Genomic DNA, 20,881 nt, shown 5'->3' with positions numbered 1-20,881 from the left:
GGCGCGCTGCCGAACCGTCATCGCGACCCGGCCTGCCTGCGCAGAACGCACGTCGCCCGGAACCCGGTTTCTTCGTCCCGGGGCCAAACAAAAAAAGAGCGGCTCCGCCAGGAGCCGCTCGCCTCGGCGCGGGTTGGAGGTCGTGGCCCGCGCGAATGTCCTGGAAATCGGACCTTAGTAGAAGAAGTAGCCGGTGCTGCGCTTCTTCAGCTCGGCGCGGCTGTAGCCATTGGCTTTCAGCGTTTCGTCGTCGAGCATCAATAGCGCGCCGTTGACGTAGTGGTTGGCCTGACGCATGCGCGCCTCGACCATCCTGTCGAGCGCGTTCCGGAAAAACCCACGTGTCTGTGCCATGTCTGAACCTCGCAATTGGAAGAAATGTCCTCCACGCTCCTTAGCTAGGCTCGGCGACCGCGTTCCACCAGCGCCGGGGACGCATGGAAGCCATGCGCTTGCTGCAATGCAGCAAAATCTATGCCGCGTCTGCGAAGACCGTCCGCCATTGCCTCGCCCGTTCGGCCCGACTACGGTCTGCCGGATTCGATGGAGAGCAGAGACCGCGATGTTCCAGAGTTTCGACACCGTTTCCGATCCGTCCCTGGCGGCAGGTCGGGTGGCGCGGCTGCGCGAAAGGCTCGCGCGCGACGGTGTCGACGGGTTTCTGGTCCCACGCGCCGACGAGCATCAGGGAGAATATGTGCCGGCCTGCGCCGAGCGGCTGGCATGGATCACCGGCTTTACCGGCTCGGCCGGCGTGGCGCTGATCATGAAAGAGAAGGCCTGGCTGTTCGTCGACGGCCGCTACACCTTGCAGGGCCGGGCCCAGACCGACCCCAGCCTGTTCGAGATCGTCGATCTGGTCGAGACCCCGCCGGCCGCGTTCATGCGCACCCGGCTGCCGGCGGGATCGCGGATCGGCTTCGATCCCTGGCTGCACACGATCGACGAGGCCAGGAAGCTGCGCGCTGCGCTCGGCGAGCGCGGCGGCGCGCTGCTGGCGCTTAACCGGAATCCGCTCGACGCGGTCTGGCAGGACCGGCCGGCGCCGCCGCTCAAGCCGGTCGCGATCCATCCCGAGCGTTATGCCGGCCGGCTGGCGCGCGACAAGCTGGCCGAGCTCGCCGCGACGATTGCCGGCGCGGACGCCAGCCACGCCGTGCTCACCGATCCCGCCTCTTTGTGCTGGGCGTTCAATATTCGCGGCAGCGACGTGCCGCACACGCCGCTGGCGCTGGGTTTTTCGATCCTGCCCGCCGAAGGCCGGCCGCAGCTTTTCATCGACAAGCGCAAACTGCCGATGAAGACGGAAGCCTATCTAACCCAGCTCGCCGAGCTTAGGCCGCCCTCCGCGCTGGACGACGCGCTCGCCGAGCTGGCCGAAGCCGGGGCGACGATCGGGCTCGATCCCGCGCTTGCCGCCGAAAAGCTCAGGCTGGTCGTCGAGGATCGCGGCGGCACCGTCACCGCCCTGCCCGACCCCGCCCGCCTGCCGCGCGCGACCAAGAACGCGGCCGAACTCGCCGGAAGCCGGGCCGCGCACCGCCGCGACGGCGTCGCCGTCACCCTCTTCCTCGCCTGGCTCGACCGCCAGCCGGCCGGCACCGTCGACGAAATCGGCGCCGTGTGTGCGCTCGAGGACGCCCGGCGCGCGGCCGGCGAGGCCGCGCAGATGCCGCTGCGCGACATTTCCTTCGACACGATATCCGGCGCCGGGCCGAACGGCGCCATCATCCATTACCGGGTGACGACCAAGACCAGCCGCACGCTCGGCCCCGGCGAACTCTATCTGGTCGATTCGGGCGGGCAGTACGAGGACGGCACCACCGACATCACCCGTACGGTCGCGATCGGCGCGCCGAACGCGGAAATGCGCGAGCGTTATACGCTGGTGCTCAAGGGGTTGATCGGCATCACGCTACTGAAATTTCCGCCCGGCACGCGCGGCTGCGACATCGACGCCGTCGCCCGCACGGCGCTGTGGAAAGCCGGCCTCGACTACGGGCATGGCACCGGCCACGGCGTCGGCTCTTACCTGTCCGTCCATGAAGGCCCCCAGCGCCTGGCCAGGACGGGAACCGAGAAGCTTCTCGCCGGCATGATCCTGTCCAACGAGCCCGGCTATTACAAGGAAGGCGCCTACGGCATCCGCATCGAAAACCTGATTGTCGTCGGCAAGGCGACGCCCGTTGCCGGCGGCGACAGGCCGATGCACGATTTCGAGACGCTGACGCTGGCGCCCTTCGACCGCCGGCTGATCGCCGAGGACCTGCTGACGAAGGAGGAGTTGCAATGGCTCGACGGCTATCACGCCCGCGTGCTGGCCGAGATCGGGCCGATGCTGGACGGCGAGGATCGCGCCTGGCTGGAACGCGCCGCCGCGCCGCTGGCCCGCCATTGACGCGGCCGGATCGAGCGCTTCGTTTCGTCGGCTAGCCGAAAAAGTGGCGCCCGGCGATCAAGACCGCGGCCCCGCCGAAAAACACGCTCATCATGCCGCCGCGCAGACCGATCAGGCCGGCGGCGACCAGCGCCAGCGCCTCCGCCGGTCCGGCCGTATAGGCGGCCGGCGCCACCAGCGCGGTCAACACGGCCGTCGGCACCGCGTTCAACCCCGCCTCCACGCGCGGATGGATGCGCGAAAACCGCGACAGCACGAGATGGCCGCCGCACCGCGTCAGATAGGTCAGCACAGCACTCGCCAGGATGATCCAGGTGATCTCACTCATACGCCCTGCCCCGACTGGTCCGGCGGCGGGTCGTCATAATCCGCCCGCGCCTGCGGGCTCGGCGGCATCGCCGCCGCCAGGACGACGCCGGCCAGCGCGCCGACCGAGATGTGCCACGGCGATCCGATCACGGTGTAGGCGACGATCGACACGACCGCGCTGATCAGCACCACCGGCAGCCAGAGCGGCCGCTTGCGGAAACCGACGACGAGGCCGAGAAAATAGATCGGCAACAGGAAGTCGATGCCGAGCGCGTGCGGATCGGGGATCAGCGCGCCGAAACGCGCACCGAGCCAGGAGTTGAACACCCAAAACACATAGACCGGCAACGCCATGCCCAGATACCAGGCAAAGCCGACCGACCGGCCGCTTTCGCCACGGCGTTCCGATTCCGCATATTGCGGGTCGACCAGGAAGAAAAACCCGACGGCCTTCTGCCAGGCGGTCCACCCGCCCATGCGCCGCCCGACGGCGGCGGAATAAAGAATATGGCGGAAATTGACGGCGAAGATCGAAAACACCACCAGCCAGGGCGCGATCGTCTGGCCGAACAGTTCCAGGCCGACCATCTGGCTGGCACCGGCGAAAACGGTCGCGCTCATCAACACGACCTGGAATTCGGTGAACCCGTTCTGGATCGCCAGCGCGCCGAACAAGGCGGCGAACGGCGCCACCGCCACGATGATCGGCAGGCCGAGCCGCGCCCCGGCCCAGAATTCCGACCCGTCGTCGGAGGCATAGCTTGTTTCTACGGACATGGGCTCTCCAGAACCGGCCTTATGTAGGAACGCGCGGCCGGCCTGTCACATGAATTCGCTTGAGCCAGCCATCAGCGGCGCTGATGAGCGGCGCCGGCAACCGAGCGTGCCGTGGCGGCTCATGCGTCGGCGATCCGCTCGAACCAGGTCGCCTCGTCGATCACCTCGATACCGAGTTCGGCCGCCTTTTTCAGCTTCGAGCCGGCGCCGGGGCCGGCGACCACCAGATCGGTCTTGCTGGACACCGACCCGGCCGCCTTGGCGCCCAGCTTTTCGGCCATCGCCTTGGCCTCGTCGCGCGACATGCGCTCCAGCGCGCCGGTGAACACGATCGTCTTGCCGGCGACCGGCGAATCCGAGGCGATCTTTTCGGCGTCCCGCACCCGCACCTCTCCGGCCAGCCGCTCGACCAGTTCGCGATTATGCTCCTCGCCGAAATAACGTGCGATCGCGTCGATCACCGCATTGCCGATATCGTCGAGCGCGTCCATGTCCTCGCGCGCGGTCTCGTCGCCGTGGGCAACGGCCAGCGCGGCGTCGTGAAAGGCCTGCCAGGTCCCGTAAGCGCGCGCCAGCGTGCGCGCCGTGGTCTCGCCGACATGGCGAATGCCGAGCCCGTAGACCATGCGTTCCAGCGGAATGTCGCGGCGCGCCTCGATGGCGGCAAACAGCTTGGCGGCAGAGACCGCGCCGAACCCCTCCTTGTCCTTCAGCTTCTTCAAATTCTCGTCGTCGCGCGCGGCAAGCGAAAAAATGTCGGCCGGGCTTCTGACCGGCAGGTCGGGGTCGTTGAAGAAGAATTCGATCTGCTTCTCGCCCAGCCCCTCTATGTCGAAGGCCCGGCGCGAGACGAAGTGGCGCAAATGCTCGATACGCTGGAAGGGACAGGCGAATTCGCCGGTGCAGCGGCGGATCACCCCTTCGCTGCCGCCGGCCGTCTCCTCGCGCACCACCGCCGTTTTCAGCTCGCACGGGCACACGGAGGGAAACTCGAACGCGACCGCATCGGCCGGCCGCTTGTCGAGGTCGACGCCCAGGATCTGCGGGATGACGTCCCCGGCCCGCTGCACGGTGACCGTGTCGCCGATCATCACGCCCAGCCGCTCGATCTCCTCGGCATTGTGCAAGGTCGCGTTGGTCACCACCACGCCGCCGACCGTCACCGGCGTCAGCCGCGCCACCGGGGTCAGCGCGCCGGTGCGCCCGACCTGGATGTCGATGCCGTTAAGCACCGTGATCGCCTTTTCGGCCGGGAATTTATGCGCGGTCGCCCAGCGCGGCGAACGCGAGACGAAACCGAGCCGCTGCTGCAGCGCCAAATCGTCGACCTTGTAGACCACCCCGTCAATGTCGTAGCCGAGCCCGGCGCGGCTTTCCTCGATCAGCCGGTAGTGTTCGAGCAGGCCGTCGACATCGCCAAAGCGGCGCATCAGCGGATTGACCGGAAAGCCGTAGCCGGCGAAGGCTTCGACCATGCCCATCTGCGTGTCGGCCGGCATCGCGCTGACCTCGCCCCAGGCATAGGCGAAGAAATGCAGCGCCCGGCCGGCCGTCACCGAGGCGTCGAGCTGGCGGATCGAGCCGGCCGCGGTGTTGCGCGGGTTGACGTAGGTCGGCTTGCCGTCCGCCTCCTGGCGCCGGTTGAGCGCCAGAAAGTCGGCCTGGGTCATATAGACCTCGCCGCGCACTTCCAGGATTTCGGGAAAGTCGCCCGAAAGCACGCTTGGAATGTCGGCAATCGTCCTGGCATTGGCGGTCACGTCCTCGCCGGTCTGGCCGTCGCCGCGCGTCGCCGCCGTCGCCAGCCGGCCGTTCTCGTAGCGCAGCGACAGGGACAGGCCATCGATCTTGGGTTCGGCGGTGATGCCGAGTTCGGCCTCGGCTGGCAGGCGCAGGAAGCGGCGCACGCGCTCGACGAAATCGCGCACCTCCTCATCCGAAAACGCGTTGTCGAGCGACAGCATCGGCACGCGGTGGCGGACCTTGTCGAATTTCTCCGACACCGCGCCGCCGACGGCATGGGATGGCGAATCGGCCCGTGTCAGGTGCGGAAAACGCTGCTCGATCGCCAGATTGCGGCGCCGGAGCGCGTCGTACTCGGCATCGGTGATGGCCGGCGCGTCCTCGGAATGGTAACGCCGGTCGTGCTCGGCGATCTCGGCTGCGAGGCGCTCGAGCTCGGCGCCGGCCTCCTGTTCCGAAAGATCGCCGACGGATTTGGAGGCGGGGGATTGTTTTGGCATGGACGGTCCGCAGACTGGTTGCACGAGACGGCGCCGGCGGTCCGGCGGCTGAGCGGCCAAGCTATGCCAGCTTTGCCGCAGACTTCAACTGACAGGCGCGTTCTCGCCCAGAAGCCTACCCGCGGCCGCGCGCGCCTCGTCGGTGATGGTGGCGCCGGCGAGCATGCGCGCGATCTCCTCGCGCCGCGCCGCCTCGGCAAGTGCCTCGACCCCGGTCGCGACGCTTTCGGTGGTGCCGGTCTTGGAAATCAGGAAGTGATTGGCCGCGCGCGCCGCCACCTGGGGGGCGTGCGTGACCGACAGCACCTGCACCCTGTCCGCCAGCCGCGCCAGCCGCTTGCCGATCGCATCGGCGACCGCGCCGCCAACGCCGGTATCGATTTCGTCGAAGACCAGCGTCGGCGCCGAACCGCGGTCGGCCAGCGCCACTTTCAGCGCCAGCAGGAAGCGTGACAATTCGCCCCCGGAAGCGATCTTGACCATCGGACCCGGCCGAGAGCCCGGATTGGTGCGCACCCAGAACTCGACCTGATCGATGCCGTCCTCGCGGCGGTCGTCGGGCTCGCTGTCGATCTGGACGATGAATTCGGCCCGGTCGAGCTTCAGCGCGGGCAGTTCCGCCATCACCGCCGCCGACAGCATTGCGGCCGCGGCGTGGCGGTCGACCGAAAGCGCGGCCGCGGTCCGGTCGTAGTCCTGGCGCGCCACGAGCGCCGCCTTTTCCAGTCCGGCCAGCCGCTCCTCGCCCGCGTCGAGATCGGCGAGATCGGCGGCCATACCGTCGCGCAACTCGGCAAGCCCCTCCACCGCAACATTGTGCTTGCGCGCGGCAGCGCGCAAAGCAAACAGCCGTTCCTCGGCGTCCTCGAGCCGTTTGGGGTCGAATTCGGTCGCCCGCATCGCCGCGTCGATGCCGCTTTGCGCCGAATCGAGAGCGATCAGCGCCTCGTCGAGCGCCTTGATGGTATCCTCCAGCAGGCCCGGCGCTTCGCCGGCCTTGCGCTCGAGCCGCCTGAGCAGGCTGGCAAGCTGCGGCACCGGCGAGGCGGGGCTGGAAAAGACTTCCTGCGCATCGCTGATCTCACTGGCGATCTTTTCGGCCCGCATCATCGCCGCGCGCAGGCCGGCAAGCTCCTCCTCCTCGCCCGGCATCGGATCGAGCGTGTTGAGTTCTTCCACCGATGCGCGCAGATAATCGGCCTCGCGCGCGGCGGCCTCGACGCGGGCGCGGTGCCGCGCCAGCTCCTGATCGGCAGCGCGCCACGCCCGCCAGCATGCCCGCGTCGCCTCGCTCTGAAGGCCGAGCCCACCAAAGGCGTCGAGCAGGTCGCGATGCGCGTCCGGATCGACCAGCGCGCGCTCGTCGTGCTGGCCGTGGATTTCCACCAGCGCGCGTCCGACCTGACGCATCAGCGTCACGCTGGACGGCCGGTCGTTGACGAAAACGCGCGTACGCCCGTCCGCCGTCTGAACCCGGCGCAAAACGATGTCGCCATCATCCTCCATGGCGTTGTCGCGCAGGATGGCGCGCGCTGGATGATCGGCGGGAACGTCGAAGGCGGCCACGACCTGGCCCTGCGCCGCGCCGGAGCGCACCAGCCCGGCATCGCCGCGCATGCCGAGCGCCAGGGACAGGGCGTCGAGCAGGATCGATTTGCCGGCGCCCGTCTCTCCGGTCAGCACCGACAAGCCGGCTGCAAAGCCGATATCGAGTCTTTCGATCAGGACGATATCGCGGATCGAGAGCTGGACGAGCATTGCGGACGCCCGCTCCCGTCAGCCGCCCAGAATGGCGGCTCCGGCCTTCGACAGCCACGACTTCCTGTTCTCGCGCGGCTCAAGCCCGCCGGTCTGCAGCAGCGCATAGGAATCGCGATACCATTGGCTGTCCGGATAGTTGTGCCCGAGCACGGCCGCCGCGGTCTGCGCCTCGGAGGCGAGCCCCATGGCGAAATAGGCTTCCGTCAGGCGCGCCAACGCCTCCTCGACATGGCGCGTGTCCGAATAGGCCTCGACCACCAGCCGAAAACGCTTGATGGCGGCGACATATTCGCGCCGTTCGAGATAGTAGCGGCCGATCTGCATTTCCTTGCCGGCGAGCTGGTCGCGGGCGAAACGCTTTTTGGTCTTGGCGTCCTCGACATATTCGGATTCGGGCCAACGGGTGATCACCTCGTCCATGGCCTCGATCGTGCGCCGCGCGTCCTTCTGGTCCTGGGTGACGTCGGGAATCTGGCGGAAATAGCTCAGGCCGACAATGTACTGCGCGTAGGCCGCGTCGTCCGTATAAGGGTAGAGCGAAACGTAGCGCTTGCCGGTGTTAATGGCGTCCTGGTAGTTGCCCTGCCGGTAATTGGTGAAGGCGTGCATCACCATCGCGCGGCGGGCGAATTCGGAATAGGGATGTTGGCGATCGACGGCCTCGAACTTGGCGATCGCCTCGCTCATCCGGCCGGCCTCCAGATTGGCCAGGCCCTGATTGTAGAGCGTGTCCGCCGGCTCGATGTCCTCGACATAGCTGGCGAGATCGATGTCCTTTTCCGAGGCACAGCCGGCCACCGCGAGTGGGAACGCAAGCACCGACAACGCCAACAAGAAATTGCCCGCGCGCCTGCTTGGCCGTGAAATTCGATCGGATCGCATCTGTGTTCTGGTCCCTCGGGCCGATACGGCCTGCCGACCGATGCCATTAATCATAGCATCGGCTTTCGGGCAACGCTATCGCCCCTCAATCGCGCAATTTTGTGGCGAAACGCCGTCCCCCGAGCGCCCGAACAGCTTTCAAAGCCGCCACGGCGCATAGGCCGGCGCGTTCACCGCGATCAGCTCCGCCGAGCGGCCGCGCTCGCGGCGTCCGGTCTCGACGATCTCGAAGGCGGCGGGATCGGACAACAGCAGGCGCAACGCCGAAGCGTTGAGGCTGTGCCCGCCGCGATAGGAGCGGAAACAGCCGATGAAACGCGCGCCCGCCAACGCAAGGTCGCCCATCGCGTCGAGCGTTTTGTGGCGCACGAACTCGTCCTCGTAGCGCAACCCCTCGATATTGACGATGCTGTCATCGTCGGCGATCACCAGAGAATTCTCCAGCGACGAACCGAGCGCATAACCCGCCGCCCACAGCCGCTGCACGTCTTTCATGAAGCCGAAGGTGCGCGCCCGGGCGATCTCGCGCTTGAACACGCCGGGATCGATGTCGGACGCGAACAACTGGCGGCCGATCGCCTTGCTCTCGAAATCGATCTCGATCTCGAAACGGGTTCCGTCATAGGGCAGGAACTCGGCCCACGAGCCGCCCTTCTCGACGCGGATCGGCTTCAGCACGCGGATATAGCGGCGTTTGACGGAAAGAGCCTGAATACCGGCCTGTTCGAACGCCTCGACGAAATCCTGGCTGCTGCCGTCCATGATCGGCACTTCGGGCCCGTCGATGTCGATCGAGACATTGTCGATGCCGAGCGCGAACAGCGCCGCCATGAGATGCTCGACCGTCGCGATCTGCGACCCGCCGGGTGCACCAAGCGCCGTGCACAGATCGGTCGCGCCGATCTCGGAGACCAGCGCCCGGATCTCGATCGGTTCCCCTGCCCCGTTCTGGTGCGAAAACACGATGCCCGAATCGGCATCGGCAGGATTGAAATGGATCGTAACCGGTTTGCCGCAATGTACGCCGATCCCCGACAGGGAGGCGCGCGATTTCAGCGTGGTTTGATACTCGTGCAATTCTAATCCCATAGCCCCGCCCCGTACGAGACCGCTCGACCGATCGCAAGCCCGCGGTTCTGTCGCGCGTACGTTCAGGAACTCCAATCCCCGAAAGCCCTGCACAGCGCCTGTACAAATCGGAACCGAAGATACTGTCCGCGCGGAGAGTCGCCAAATCACGGTTTCTTACTCTGTGTTACGAGATTCTTTGTTGAACCGGCGTCCATTACGCCTTGTTTTCATTGAGGAAACAGATGAAGCGGACTGAAGGTTTCCCTCCGGTCCGCTTCGGTTGTTCACAAGGCGCGCGAGGCCTCGTCAGTTGGCTTGCCGGCGCAGGAAAGCCGGGATCTCGAGCTGATCGTCCTCCTGCTGCGCGCGCGAGGCCGGCGTCAGGCGGCCATGATCGTCGAGTTGGCCCTGCCGGGGCGCGTAAAGCTGCGCGTCCTGGCTGGCGAGCCGTCGGGCTTCGGGCTGACGCACCAATTGCGGCTCGCGCGGCGCGCTCGCGCCCCGCGTCGGCTCGTCCTCGCGGCGCGACAGACCGGTGGTCAGCCGCTTCAGCAACCCCATCGGCCCCTTGTCCTCGGCAACTGCCTCGGCACTGGAGCGCGCCTGCAGCTCGGCCTTCACCACCGGCGGAAAATCCTCCACGCGCGGCATGCGGGGCTGGGCCTCGGCGGCGACCGGCTGCGGCCGTGGCGCGGCGGCCCTTGCCGGCGCGGCCGTCTGCTCGGGCGGCGCCTGGAATATCCGGCTTTGCGGCCGGAATTCCGACTGCTGGACCGCACCACCGCGTTCGGCATCGCGGATCGCTTCGGCAACCGGATCGTCCGCAAGCGCGGCCTCGGCGGCAGGCGATGGAGCCGGCGACGGGCGTGCCTCGGGCGCATGCTGCGGCGCGGCAGCGCGCGGAGCGGCTGGCTTCGGCTGCTGGCGGATTTCGACCGGCGTCGCCGCGATCTCCGAAGCCTTCTTGTCGATGCCGGTGGCAACGACCGAGACCCGGATCACGCCTTCCAGATCCTCGGCAAAGGTGGCGCCGAGAATGATATTGGCTTCCTGGTCGACTTCCTCGCGAATGCGCGTCGCCGCCTCGTCGACCTCGAACAGGGTCAGGTCGCGGCCGCCGGTGATCGAGATCAACAGGCCCTTGGCGCCCTTCATCGAGCTTTCGTCGAGCAGCGGATTGGCGATCGCGGCCTCCGCGGCGGCCATGGCGCGGCCCTCGCCGGACGCCTCGCCGGTGCCCATCATCGCCTTGCCCATCTCGCGCATCACCGAGCGCACGTCGGCGAAGTCGAGATTGATCAGACCTTCCTTGACCATCAGGTCGGTGATGCAGGCAACGCCCGAATACAACACCTGGTCGGCCATCGCGAAGGCATCGGCGAAGGTCGTCTTGTCATTGGCGATGCGGAACAGGTTCTGGTTCGGGATGACGATCAGCGTGTCGACCGACTTCTGCAGTTCCTCGATGCCGTGGTCGGCGATCTTCATGCGCCGCTGGCCCTCGAAATGGAAAGGCTTGGTGACGACGCCGACGGTCAGGATGCCCTTCTCGCGCGCGGCCTGCGCAACCACGGGCGCCGCACCCGTGCCCGTGCCGCCGCCCATGCCGGCGGTGACGAAGCACATATGCGTACCGGCGAGATGGTCGACGATCTCGTCGATGCATTCCTCCGCGGCCGCACGACCCACTTCCGGCTGCGATCCCGCGCCGAGCCCCTCGGTCACATGGGCGCCAAGCTGGATCAGCCGGTCGGCCTTCGACATCGTCAGTGCCTGCGCGTCGGTGTTGGCGACCACGAAATCGATCCCCTTGAGGCCGGCCGTGATCATATTGTTGACGGCGTTGCCGCCGCCGCCGCCGACACCGAAGACGGTGATGCGCGGCTTCAGCTCGGTGATGTCCGGCTTTTGCAGATTGATTGTCATGTCGTCGTCCTTTTCGCCTTTCTCGCCGCATCGCCGCCGCGGCCGCCAGGAGGTGTGACCCTCAACGTTAGAAACTGTCTCTCAACCATTGACCCATACGCAGGAACCGCCCGCCCGTTCCGGTCGCGCGCATGCCCATGAATTTCGATACCCGGCTGTTTTCGAATGAAGCGACCTGGGGGTAGATCATCAGGCCGGCTGCAGCCGCGAAAGCCGGCCCCTTGGCTGCTTCGGGAAGGCCGGCCACGCCGAGCGGCCGACCGATGCGCACGCTGCGGCCCAGAATGCGCCGCGCCGCCTCTGGCAGGCCGACGAGTTGGCTTGCGCCGCCGGTCAGCACCACGCGCTTGCCGATCGTGCTGCCATAGCCGGACCGGCCCAGCCTCTCGCGCACCAGTTCCAGCGTCTCCTCCACCCGCGCCCGGATGATGCGCGTCATCACCGCGCGCGGCACCTGCAGCGGCTCGTCGCCTTCGCCGCTGCCGACGGAGGGAACGTTGACGATGTCGCGCTCGTCGGCGGTGCTCGGCAAGGCCGAGCCGTGCATGACCTTAAAACGCTCGGCGACCTCGACACTGGTCGACAGGCCGCGCGCCAGGTCGAGCGTGACGTGGTTGCCGCCGACCGGGATCGATTCGGCGTGAACGAATTTCCCGTCCGCGAACACTGACAGCGTCGTCGTGCCGCCGCCCATGTCGATGCAGGCCGCGCCGAGCTCCGCCTCGTCATCGACAAGCGCCGCCAAGCCGCTCGCATAGGGCGTGGCCACCATGCGTTCGACCGACAAATGCGCCCGGTTGATGCACAATTCGAGATTGCGGATCGGCGCCGCGTCCGCGGTCAGCACATGCATGTCGACGCCCAGCGTTTCGCCGACCATGCCGCGCGGATCGCGGATGCCGCGCTCGGCATCGAGCGCAAACCCGACGGCCAGCGAATGCAACAATTCGCGCTCGGCCTCCAGCGCCTGCTTGGCGCCGGCGGCGAGCACCTTCTTGATGTCGGAGGCCTCCACGGCGTGCCCGCCGAGATTGACCGTAGCGGTCGAGACCTCGCTTTTCAGCCGGCCGGCCGACAAATTGACGATCAGCGAATCGACGGTCACGCCAGCCATGCGCTCGGCCGCGTCGACCGCCAGCCGGATCGCGTGTTCGGCACGATCGAGATCGACGACCATGCCGGACTTCACGCCCTGCGATTTCTGGTGGCCGATGCCGACGATACGAACCTGATGCGTGCGCCCCTTCAAAAGCTGCCCGTTTTCGGCCGGGCGCAGCTTGCCGATGATGCAGCAGATCTTGCTCGATCCGACATCGAGCACGGTCACAACGCCCGAGCGCCGGGCGGCGGTATCGCGGGGGGTGGTGATCCAGCTCATATCGACCGCCCCTTGCGCTTGCCCTTGGCGCGCATGCTCAAGGCCGCGTCGCGCCGCACTACCCCTTCAGGCGTCAGCTTCACCACCAGGCGATCGTCGAGCCGCATGTCGACGGCGGCGATATCGCGCGCCAACAGCCCGTGCGCCCGGTCGAGCGCGGCCAGTTCGGCGATCGCGCGGCCTTCGCCGTTCTCGGGCAATTTGACGGCAACGCCGTTGGCGAGCCGCAAATCCCAGCGCCGGTCCGCCACCCGCACATACCCTTTGACGCGCCCGGCAAGCTCGGGGTGGAGGGCGAGCTTGCGCACAATTTCCTGCGCGCGCTCGGCCGCCCCGGCGCCCACCACCAGCGGCAGCATGGCGTAGCGATCGCTGCGGTAGGGCGCGATCTCGGCCCCGTCGCGCTCGATCAGGGTCAGGTCGCTGCCGCGCTGCCAGATCGCGAACGGCTGCTTCTCGGCGATCTCGATCTCGATCGCGTCGGGATAGATCTTGCGGACCGAGGCCGAATGCACCCATGGCATCGCGGTGATGCGCGCGCGCGCCGTATCGGCATCGAAGCCGACCAGCGACGTCCACCCGTCGAGCTCGAGCCGGCCAAGGATGTCGATCTCGGAGGTTTCGCGATGGCCGGAAATCCGAACGTCATCGATGGCGAAGCCGCTGCGCGCGGTCACTCCCTTGACGATCGACGGCATATGCCCGCCAAGCACCGCGCCATAGGCGCCGGTGGCCGCGAGCACGCCGAGCGTGGCGGCAAGCATGGCGTGACGCGGCACCTCCAGCGTGTCGACATCGAGGCGCGACAGGAACCGCGCCGGACGGCGCAGCAGTCGCGGCAAAACGCCCTCCGACAAGCCGGCAAACGTCCGCGACGGGAGCGAAGCGCCCGTTTTACGGTTTTTTGCCGGTCTCAACGCAAACAAGAGGCGTCCTCCACCATCCAACGCAGGAGCTCGCCAAAACCGTGGCCGGCATGCGCGGCCAGTTCCGGCACGAGCGATGTCGGCGTCATGCCCGGCTGTGTGTTGACTTCGAGCCAGATCAGCTCGCCATTTTCCGAATGGCGGTCGTCATAGCGGAAGTCGGACCGGGTCACGCCCCGGCAGCCGATGGCTTGGTGAGCCTTGAGCGCGAGTGTCTGTATTTTTTGGTAAATATTCGGTGAAATTTTTGCGGGGCATTCGTGTTTTGAGCCGCCGGCGACATACTTTGCGTCATAGTCGTAGAAGGAATGCCCCACCGGCACGATCTCGGTGACGCCGAGCGCCACGTCGCCCATCACCGCGCAGGTCAATTCGCGCCCGTGCACGAATCGCTCGACCATGACGGTGTCGCCGTATTTCCAGTCGTGCGACTGGATGACCTGCGGCGGATGCGGCTGGTCGGCCTTGACGATGACGACGCCGAAGCTCGAGCCCTCGTTGACCGGCTTGACCACATAAGGCGGCTTCATCGGGTGCCGGGATCCGATCTCGAACCGGTTGCGGATTTTCGATTCGGCGACCGGAATGCCCGACGCCCTGGCAACCAGCTTGGCTTTTTCCTTGTCCATCGCCAGCGCCGAGGCAAGCACGCCGGAATGGGTGTAGGGAATTTCGAGATATTCGAGGATGCCCTGGACCTTGCCGTCCTCGCCGAACGGCCCGTGCAGGGCGTTGAAGGCTGCATCGGGTCGCAATTCCGCCAGCACACGACCGAGGTCGTGATCGACATCGACGCGCGTGACGCGGTACCCCTCGCCCTCGAGCGCGTCGGCGCAGGCATTGCCCGACGACAGCGAAACAGGCCGCTCGGAAGAAAAGCCTCCCAAGAGAACGGCCACATGTTTTTTCGCCATACCCCGACTTCCCCTGCTTCGGCGGGCCTCTCCGCGCATTCCGGGCTTGAGTCCGAGTCCGCCGGCGGAAGACCCCCCGGTCAAAAACGCGGCGAACGCGTGAAACGACTCAAATCAGGAAACGCTTGGCCCCAAAGAATCAGAGCTTTAGCCCGCTGGCAAGTATGGAATGTCGGGGCGTCCGCACGATAATGCCCGATCGCCCGGCTCGGCGGCGGCCTGGCCGCCGCTCCGCAGCATCGGCGGGCAGGTTACAACATCTGCCCCAGGAACTCGTCGATCTCGTGGCCGGGCTTGAAGGCGCCGATGCGCCGGATTTCCCAGGCCAGCCTGATCCCGGAGTTTTCCAGCACCCGGGCGCGCACGGTCTCTCCGAGAAGTTCGAGATCGTAGCCGGTCGCGGTGCCGGTGTTGATCATGAAATTGCAATGCATGGGCGACATCTGCGCGCCGCCGATCATCAGACCGCGGCAGCCGGCCTTGTCGATTTCCTTCCAGGCCGACGACCCTTCCGGGTTCTTGAAGGTCGAGCCGCCGGTCTTTTCGCGGATCGGCTGCACGGTCTCGCGATGGTGCTGGACGGCGTCCATCGCCGCCTTGATCGCGTCCCTGTCGGCCGGCTCGCCGGCAAATATGGCCGAGGTGAAGATCAGATCCTTCGGCGCGGCGGAATGGCGGTAAGCATAACCCATATCGGCATTGGACAGAACGTGTACCGCGCCGGCACGGTCGAGCGCACGCACCTCGACGACGCGCTCGCGCGTCTCCACGCCATTGGCGCCGGCATTCATGCGCAGCGCCCCGCCGATCCCACCGGGAATGCCGTGATAGAAGTGAAAGCCGCCGATACCTGCCTCGAGGGCCGTGGCCGCCACGCGTTTGTCCGGCGTCGCGGCGCCGGCGCGAATGCGGTTGTCGCCGATCGCCTGCACCTCGCCGAACCCCTTGGCCGACAGCCTGACGACGAAACCGCGGATGCCGCCCTCGCGCACCAGAAGGTTCGAACCGATGCCGACGACGGTGACCGGGATATCGTGCGGCACCACCTTCAGAAACGCGGCCAGATCCTCCTCGTCGGCGGGCTGGAACAGGGCGTCCGCGGTTCCGCCGGCGCGAAACCAGGTGATCTTGTCCATCGCCGCGTCGGGCGTGACGCGTCCGCGCAGCGTCGAGAGCCGGTCGCCCATGCCCTCCAGAAGCGCGCCGCCGTTCATGCGGCGGCCCCGGCCAGTTCTTCGGGCAATTGATAGGCCCATTGGGTGATGTTGCCGGCGCCCAGAAAGATCACGTAGTCGCCGTCGCGAGCAAGCCCGCGCACGATCGGCGCGATCGCCTGCGGTCCGGCAATCGCGCGCGCGTCGCGATGTCCGCCGGCGCGCATGCGCGCCACCAGCGTTTCGGCCGACACGCCTTCGATCGGGTCCTCGCCGGCCGGATAGACCGGCGCCATCAGAACCGTGTCGGCGTCGTTGAAGCAGGAGGCGAAATCGTCGAACAGATCGCGCAGCCGGGTGAAACGGTGCGGCTGGGCGACCGCGATGACGCGGCCCTTGCAGGTCTCGCGCGCGGCATCCAGAACCGCCGAGATCTCGACCGGGTGATGGCCGTAATCGTCAAAGACCTGGACGCCGTTCCAGATGCCGGTCGGGGTGAAGCGCCGTTTGACACCGCCGAAGGACAACAACCCCTTGCGGATATCGTCGGCCGAAATGCCGAGCTCGTGCGCGACCGCGATCGCCGCGGTCGCATTGGCAACGTTATGGCGGCCGGGCATTGGCAGGCGCAGGCCGCGAATGTCGTTCACCTGACCGGTCTTGCGGTCGCGTACGACGATGTCGAACAGGGAATGGGTTCCCTCCGTACTGACATTTTCGAACCGGACCGCGGCCTGCGGATTACCGCCATAGGTGATGACGCGCCGGTCCTCGATGCGCGAGACCAGCGCCTGCACCTCGGGATGGTCGATGCACATCACGCCGAAACCGTAGAAGGGCACGTTTTCGACGAATTGGCGGAACGCCTCGCGCACACCGTCGAAACTGCCGTAATGATCGAGATGTTCGGGATCGATATTGGTCACCACCGCGATCTCGGCCGGCAGCTTGAGGAAGGTGCCGTCGCTCTCGTCGGCCTCGACCACCATCCAATCGCCCTCGCCCATGCGCGCATTGGTGCCGTAGGCGTTGATGATGCCGCCATTGATCACCGTCGGATCGAGCCCGCCGGCGTCGAGCAGCGTGGCTACCATCGACGTGGTCGTGGTCTTGCCGTGCGTGCCGCCGATCGCCACGGCCTGACGAAAGCGCATCAGTTCGGCCAGCATCTCGGCGCGCCGGACCACCGGCAGGAGCCGCTCTCGCGCGGCGGCGAGTTCCGGATTGTCCTTCTTGATCGCGGTTGACACGACCACCACCTCGGCCTCGCCGAGATTGGCGGCGTCATGGCCGATGAAGACGCGGATTCCCTTGTCTCGCAGCCGCTGCACATTGGCGTTGTCGGCCTGGTCGGAGCCCTGCACCTCGTAGCCGAGATTGTCGAGCGCTTCGGCGATGCCGCTCATGCCGATACCGCCGATGCCGACGAAATGAACCAGACCGATCGTCTCGGGCATCTTCATGCTCGGACTCCTTGCTTGAATGCGTCAACCGACAGACCCGACGCAATAACGTCCGTCAAGTCGGCGAGCAACCGGGTCGCGTCCGGCTTGCCGGCCGTTCTGGCGGCCGCGGCGATGGTGTCCAGCCGGGCAGGATCGCGCATCAAGCCTTCGAGCAGATCGCGCAGCTTCTCCGCCGACAGTGTCGCCTGTGCGTGCACCTCGGCCCCGCCGGCCGCTTCAAGGGCGGCGGCGTTGGCCGCCTGATCGTGATCGAGCGCGTGCGGATAGGGCACCAGCAGCGCCGGCCGCCCGATCGCCGCGATTTCCGACACTGTCGACGCGCCGGCCCGCGCGATCACCAGATGCGCGTGCGCGATCCGCGCGGCCATGTCGGTGAAGAACGGCGATATCTCGGCCGCGACGCCGATCGCGCCATAGGCCGCGCGCACGGCCGCCTCGTCCTCGGGGCGGGCCTGCTGGGTAACGCGCAGGCGCCGGCGCGCCGCCTCCGGCAAAGCCGCGATGGCCGGCGGTACGACTTGCGAGAAAAACTGCGCGCCCTGGCTGCCGCCAAACACCAGAAGCTCGAACGGCGCGTCGGGCGCCGGCGGCCGATAGGCCGTGGCGGCGGCCTCGATCACGGCCGGACGTACGGGATTGCCGGTCTCCACGATCCGCTCGGCAAGCGCGCCTTCGGCCTTCAAAAATCCGCCGGCGATGGCGGTGACACGGGCCGACAGCGCCCGGTTGGCCCGCCCCATCACCGCGTTCTGTTCGTGGATCAGGGTGGGGATGCCGCGCCGGGTCGCCGCGAAGACCGGCGGCAGGGTCGGATAGCCGCCGAAGCCGACCACCGCTTTCGGCTTCAGCCGCTGCAGCACGACCGAAGCCTCGCGATAGCCGCGCCACAGCGCCCAGAAAGCGCGCGCGACCGCGACCGGATTGCGCGAGCCGATCGTGGCCGAGGTAACCATGTGATGGCCGTCGGCTGGAAACGAGCCGGCATAACGGGCGGCGCGATCGTCGCTGGCCAGATGCACGCTCCAGCCCCGCGCCTTGAGCGCGTGCGCCAGCGCCTCGGCCGGAAACAGGTGTCCGCCGGTGCCCCCGGCCGAGAGCAAGATGGTTCCCCGGCTCATGTCACTTAGCCGCGAAGGCGCTGCCGGGCGCAAACGGGAAATCGGACGTCTTGCGCCGTTCCGGACGACGTCGCGTCAGCGCCAGCACCATACCCATGGAGATCGCCATGGCGATCAGCGACGAACCGCCATAGGAGATGAACGGCAAGGTCATGCCCTTGGCCGGCATCAGCTGGAGATTGACGGAAATGTTGATGACCGACTGAAAGCCCAAAAGCACGACCAGCCCGCAGACGGCGTAGCGGACGAAATCGTCCTCCTCGCGCAACGCCGAGCGCAGGCCGCGCAGCACGACGAAGGCGAACAGGCCGACGATGATGAAGCAGAGCACGATGCCGAATTCCTCCGCCGCCACGGCAAAGATGAAATCGGTATGACTGTCGGGCAGGATGCGCTTGACGGTGCCCTCGCCCGGACCCTCGCCCCACCAGCCCCCGCGGATGATCGCCTCGCGCCCGGTATCGACCTGAAACGTATCGCCCTCGCCGGTCATGAAACGGTCGATACGGTCGGCGACGTGCGGAAAGATCGAATAGGCGGCGACCGCGCCGGCCGCGCCGAGCCCGCCGAGCACGGCGATCCACAGCCACGGCATGCCGGCCAGGAAGAACATCGCCCCCCAGGTGCCCAGCACCAGCATGGTCTGGCCGAGATCGGGCTGGGCGACCAGCAAGGCCAGCGCCAGGCCCAGAAGGATGATGGCGAACAGATTGCCGGGAATGTCGGGCTGGCGCGCATGTTCGGCAAACAGCCACGCGCAGATCACGACGAAGGCCGGCTTGAGGAATTCCGATGGCTGGATGGAGACGCCCAGCAACGAGATCCAGCGCCGCGCGCCCTTGACCTCGACCCCGACGAAAAGCACCAGCACCATCGCGACCAGCGACCCGGCCAGCATGACGAGCGCCAGCCTGCGGATGTTGCGCGGCGACAGGAACGAGACCCCGAGCATGGCGCCGACCGCCGGCAGCATGAAGACGATCTGGCGTTCGACGAAATGGAATTCCGACAGGCCGATGCGCTCGGCCACAGCCGGGCTGGCGGCGAAGGACAACACAATGCCGAGCACCATCAGGCTCAAAAACGCAGCCAGGAACCAGCGGTCGACCGTCCACCACCAATTGGCGACCGGCCCCTTGTCGACACGACTGACCATCAGCTTGTCCCTCCGATCGGTTCGATATTGGCAAGCGCGCATACCGACGCCTTGAAGGCGTCGCCGCGCACCTCGAAATTCCTATACTGGTCGAAGCTTGCGCAAGCCGGGGATAACAAAACCACCGCCTCGCCCGCCGGGTCGTTCTGCGCGTCGGCGGCCGCGTGCGCGACCGCTGCGTCGAGCGTGCCGGCAATCTCGTAGGGCACGACGTCGCCCAGCGTCGCCGAAAAGGCCGGCGCCGCCTCGCCGATCAGATAGGCCTTGGCGATACGCGGAAACAGGCCGCGCAGCGGCTCGATGCCGCCCTCCTTGGCAAGCCCGCCGGCGATCCAGTAGATGCGCGGATAGCTCGACAGCGCCGGCGCGGCGGCATCGGCATTGGTGGCCTTGGAATCGTTGACGAACAGCACATGCCCGCGCCGCGCCACCTGCTCCATGCGGTGGACGAGGCCCGGGAAGCTCGCAAGCCCCGCCTGGATGTCCTCGACCCCCACGCCGATCTTGCGGCAGGCGGCGATCGCGGCAAGCGCGTTCTGGGCGTTGTGCTGGCCGCGCAGCGCGCCGATTCCGGCCAGCGAGGCGAGCCGGCGCACCTTGCCCTCGCGCGCCTGCTTCAAGTCCGTGCCCTCGGCGAACAGCCCGTTGGCGAGCGCCAGCCGCTTGGAGATGCGAACCAGTTCGGCGCCGGTCTGTTCGAGACGGTCGGCGATCTGCGCGCCCCACACATCGTCGACGCCGACGATCGCCAGATCGCTGCCGGCGACCAGCCGCTCCTTGATCGCGGCATAATGCTGCATCGTGCCGTGGCGGTCGAGATGGTCGGGCGACAGGTTGAGCAGGATGCCGGCCGTCGGCCGGATCGAGGGCGCCAGGTCGATCTGGTAGGACGAACATTCCACGACATAGGACCGACCGGCGTCCGGTGGGTCGAGCGTCATCACCGCGCGGCCGATATTGCCGCCGATCTGCGCGTCATGGCCGCTATGGGTCAGGATATGGCCGATCAGCGCCGTGGTGGTCGACTTGCCGTTAGTGCCGGTGACGGCGATGAACGGCGCGTCGGGCGCGCGTGCGGCGCGCTCGCGCGAAAACAGTTCGACATCGCCGATGATCTCGGCCTCGGCCGCGCGCGCCAGCTCCACGCTCCAGTGCGGCTTGGGATGGGTCAGGGGCACGCCCGGCGACAGAAGCAGCGAGGCAACGCCGCTCCAGTCGATCTCGCGCAGGTTTTGCGTGGCGATGCCCTCGCGACCGGCCCGCGCCACACTTTCGGGATTGTCGTCCCAGGCGATCACCCGCGCCCCGCCGGCGACGAGTGCCGTCGCCGTGGCGATGCCCGACCCGCCGAGCCCGAACAGGGCGACGGTCTTGCCGTTGAAGCTGCGCGCCGGGATCATCT

General features: G+C 67.1%; 17 protein-coding genes. 1 reads left to right on the top strand and 16 read right to left on the bottom strand.

What is annotated here, in order from left to right; translation table 11 throughout:
• Window positions 1-174: 174 nt before the first annotated feature.
• Window positions 175-354: a hypothetical protein gene (locus GN330_RS07835; RefSeq protein ID WP_156712145.1), complete on the bottom strand. Its 180-nt coding sequence runs from the start codon at window positions 352-354 to the stop codon at window positions 175-177.
• A gap of 208 nt (window positions 355-562) precedes the next feature.
• Here GN330_RS07835 and GN330_RS07830 point away from each other — a divergent pair, with 208 nt between their 5' ends.
• Window positions 563-2,398, top strand: a complete 1,836-nt coding sequence (locus tag GN330_RS07830; RefSeq protein ID WP_156712144.1) for an aminopeptidase P family protein — start codon at window positions 563-565, stop codon at window positions 2,396-2,398.
• Between the two features lie 31 nt (window positions 2,399-2,429).
• Here GN330_RS07830 and GN330_RS07825 read toward each other — a convergent pair whose 3' ends face one another.
• The 15 genes from GN330_RS07825 to murD all read right to left on the bottom strand — a co-directional run bounded on the left by GN330_RS07825 (window position 2,430) and on the right by murD (window position 20,879).
• Window positions 2,430-2,726, bottom strand: a complete 297-nt coding sequence (locus tag GN330_RS07825) for an AzlD family protein (RefSeq protein ID WP_156712143.1) — start codon at window positions 2,724-2,726, stop codon at window positions 2,430-2,432.
• Window positions 2,723-3,484 carry an AzlC family ABC transporter permease gene (locus GN330_RS07820; protein WP_156712142.1) on the bottom strand — a complete coding sequence of 254 codons (762 nt, stop codon included), beginning with the start codon at window positions 3,482-3,484 and terminating at the stop codon, window positions 2,723-2,725. Before GN330_RS07820 ends, GN330_RS07825 begins: the two co-directional genes overlap by 4 nt.
• Before the next feature lie 119 nt (window positions 3,485-3,603).
• Window positions 3,604-5,727: an NAD-dependent DNA ligase LigA gene (gene ligA / locus GN330_RS07815; RefSeq protein ID WP_156712141.1), complete on the bottom strand. Its 2,124-nt coding sequence runs from the start codon at window positions 5,725-5,727 to the stop codon at window positions 3,604-3,606.
• An 84-nt stretch (window positions 5,728-5,811) separates the two neighbouring features.
• The gene (gene recN / locus GN330_RS07810) at window positions 5,812-7,485 is read right to left on the bottom strand and encodes a DNA repair protein RecN (RefSeq protein WP_156712140.1); all 1,674 of its coding nucleotides are present in this window, start codon (window positions 7,483-7,485) and stop codon (window positions 5,812-5,814) included.
• A gap of 18 nt (window positions 7,486-7,503) precedes the next feature.
• Window positions 7,504-8,370, bottom strand: coding sequence for an outer membrane protein assembly factor BamD (locus tag GN330_RS07805; protein WP_156712139.1), 867 nt, complete (start codon window positions 8,368-8,370; stop codon window positions 7,504-7,506).
• Between the two features lie 138 nt (window positions 8,371-8,508).
• Window positions 8,509-9,459, bottom strand: a complete 951-nt coding sequence (gene lpxC / locus GN330_RS07800) for a UDP-3-O-acyl-N-acetylglucosamine deacetylase (RefSeq protein ID WP_156712138.1) — start codon at window positions 9,457-9,459, stop codon at window positions 8,509-8,511.
• Window positions 9,460-9,747: 288 nt separating this feature from the next.
• Complete coding sequence (gene ftsZ, locus GN330_RS07795) at window positions 9,748-11,367, bottom strand: cell division protein FtsZ (RefSeq protein WP_156712137.1); 1,620 nt, start codon at window positions 11,365-11,367, stop codon at window positions 9,748-9,750.
• Window positions 11,368-11,434: 67 nt separating this feature from the next.
• On the bottom strand, window positions 11,435-12,745 hold the full coding sequence (ftsA, locus tag GN330_RS07790; RefSeq protein ID WP_156712136.1) for a cell division protein FtsA: 1,311 nt from the start codon (window positions 12,743-12,745) through the stop codon (window positions 11,435-11,437).
• Complete coding sequence (locus GN330_RS07785; RefSeq protein ID WP_156712135.1) at window positions 12,742-13,671, bottom strand: cell division protein FtsQ/DivIB; 930 nt, start codon at window positions 13,669-13,671, stop codon at window positions 12,742-12,744. Before GN330_RS07785 ends, ftsA begins: the two co-directional genes overlap by 4 nt.
• On the bottom strand, window positions 13,659-14,585 hold the full coding sequence (locus GN330_RS07780) for a D-alanine--D-alanine ligase (protein ID WP_156712134.1): 927 nt from the start codon (window positions 14,583-14,585) through the stop codon (window positions 13,659-13,661). The genes GN330_RS07785 and GN330_RS07780 overlap by 13 nt, the downstream gene beginning before the upstream one ends.
• A 251-nt stretch (window positions 14,586-14,836) precedes the next feature.
• Complete coding sequence (gene murB, locus GN330_RS07775; RefSeq protein ID WP_156712133.1) at window positions 14,837-15,799, bottom strand: UDP-N-acetylmuramate dehydrogenase; 963 nt, start codon at window positions 15,797-15,799, stop codon at window positions 14,837-14,839.
• On the bottom strand, window positions 15,796-17,202 hold the full coding sequence (gene murC / locus GN330_RS07770) for a UDP-N-acetylmuramate--L-alanine ligase (RefSeq protein ID WP_156712132.1): 1,407 nt from the start codon (window positions 17,200-17,202) through the stop codon (window positions 15,796-15,798). The genes murB and murC overlap by 4 nt, the downstream gene beginning before the upstream one ends.
• On the bottom strand, window positions 17,199-18,323 hold the full coding sequence (gene murG, locus GN330_RS07765) for an undecaprenyldiphospho-muramoylpentapeptide beta-N-acetylglucosaminyltransferase (RefSeq protein ID WP_156712131.1): 1,125 nt from the start codon (window positions 18,321-18,323) through the stop codon (window positions 17,199-17,201). Before murG ends, murC begins: the two co-directional genes overlap by 4 nt.
• Before the next feature lies 1 nt (window position 18,324).
• Window positions 18,325-19,479: a putative lipid II flippase FtsW gene (gene ftsW, locus GN330_RS07760; RefSeq protein ID WP_156712130.1), complete on the bottom strand. Its 1,155-nt coding sequence runs from the start codon at window positions 19,477-19,479 to the stop codon at window positions 18,325-18,327.
• Entirely contained in the window at window positions 19,479-20,879 is a 1,401-nt protein-coding gene (gene murD / locus GN330_RS07755) for a UDP-N-acetylmuramoyl-L-alanine--D-glutamate ligase (RefSeq protein ID WP_156712129.1), read from the bottom strand. Before murD ends, ftsW begins: the two co-directional genes overlap by 1 nt.
• Window positions 20,880-20,881: the final 2 nt, after the last annotated feature.

It is taken from the genome of Nitratireductor arenosus, assembly GCF_009742725.1.
Classification (GTDB): Bacteria; Pseudomonadota; Alphaproteobacteria; order Rhizobiales; family Rhizobiaceae; genus Mangrovimarina; species Mangrovimarina arenosa.
This window is presented reverse-complemented; position numbering and strand designations above follow the sequence as displayed.

Excerpts from the sequence above, each read along its gene's own strand:
- GN330_RS07835 (WP_156712145.1), bottom strand. The coding sequence starts at position 354 with ATGGCACAGACACGTGGGTTTTTCCGGAACGCGCTCGACAGGATGGTC.
- GN330_RS07830 (WP_156712144.1), top strand. The coding sequence starts at position 563 with ATGTTCCAGAGTTTCGACACCGTTTCCGATCCGTCCCTGGCGGCAGGT.
- GN330_RS07825 (WP_156712143.1), bottom strand. The coding sequence starts at position 2,726 with ATGAGTGAGATCACCTGGATCATCCTGGCGAGTGCTGTGCTGACCTAT.
- GN330_RS07820 (WP_156712142.1), bottom strand. The coding sequence starts at position 3,484 with ATGTCCGTAGAAACAAGCTATGCCTCCGACGACGGGTCGGAATTCTGG.
- ligA (WP_156712141.1), bottom strand. The coding sequence starts at position 5,727 with ATGCCAAAACAATCCCCCGCCTCCAAATCCGTCGGCGATCTTTCGGAA.
- recN (WP_156712140.1), bottom strand. The coding sequence starts at position 7,485 with ATGCTCGTCCAGCTCTCGATCCGCGATATCGTCCTGATCGAAAGACTC.
- GN330_RS07805 (WP_156712139.1), bottom strand. The coding sequence starts at position 8,370 with ATGCGATCCGATCGAATTTCACGGCCAAGCAGGCGCGCGGGCAATTTC.
- lpxC (WP_156712138.1), bottom strand. The coding sequence starts at position 9,459 with ATGGGATTAGAATTGCACGAGTATCAAACCACGCTGAAATCGCGCGCC.
- ftsZ (WP_156712137.1), bottom strand. The coding sequence starts at position 11,367 with ATGACAATCAATCTGCAAAAGCCGGACATCACCGAGCTGAAGCCGCGC.
- ftsA (WP_156712136.1), bottom strand. The coding sequence starts at position 12,745 with ATGAGCTGGATCACCACCCCCCGCGATACCGCCGCCCGGCGCTCGGGC.
- GN330_RS07780 (WP_156712134.1), bottom strand. The coding sequence starts at position 14,585 with ATGGCGAAAAAACATGTGGCCGTTCTCTTGGGAGGCTTTTCTTCCGAG.
- murB (WP_156712133.1), bottom strand. The coding sequence starts at position 15,799 with ATGAACGGCGGCGCGCTTCTGGAGGGCATGGGCGACCGGCTCTCGACG.
- murC (WP_156712132.1), bottom strand. The coding sequence starts at position 17,202 with ATGAAGATGCCCGAGACGATCGGTCTGGTTCATTTCGTCGGCATCGGC.
- murG (WP_156712131.1), bottom strand. The coding sequence starts at position 18,323 with ATGAGCCGGGGAACCATCTTGCTCTCGGCCGGGGGCACCGGCGGACAC.
- ftsW (WP_156712130.1), bottom strand. The coding sequence starts at position 19,479 with ATGGTCAGTCGTGTCGACAAGGGGCCGGTCGCCAATTGGTGGTGGACG.
- murD (WP_156712129.1), bottom strand. The coding sequence starts at position 20,879 with ATGATCCCGGCGCGCAGCTTCAACGGCAAGACCGTCGCCCTGTTCGGG.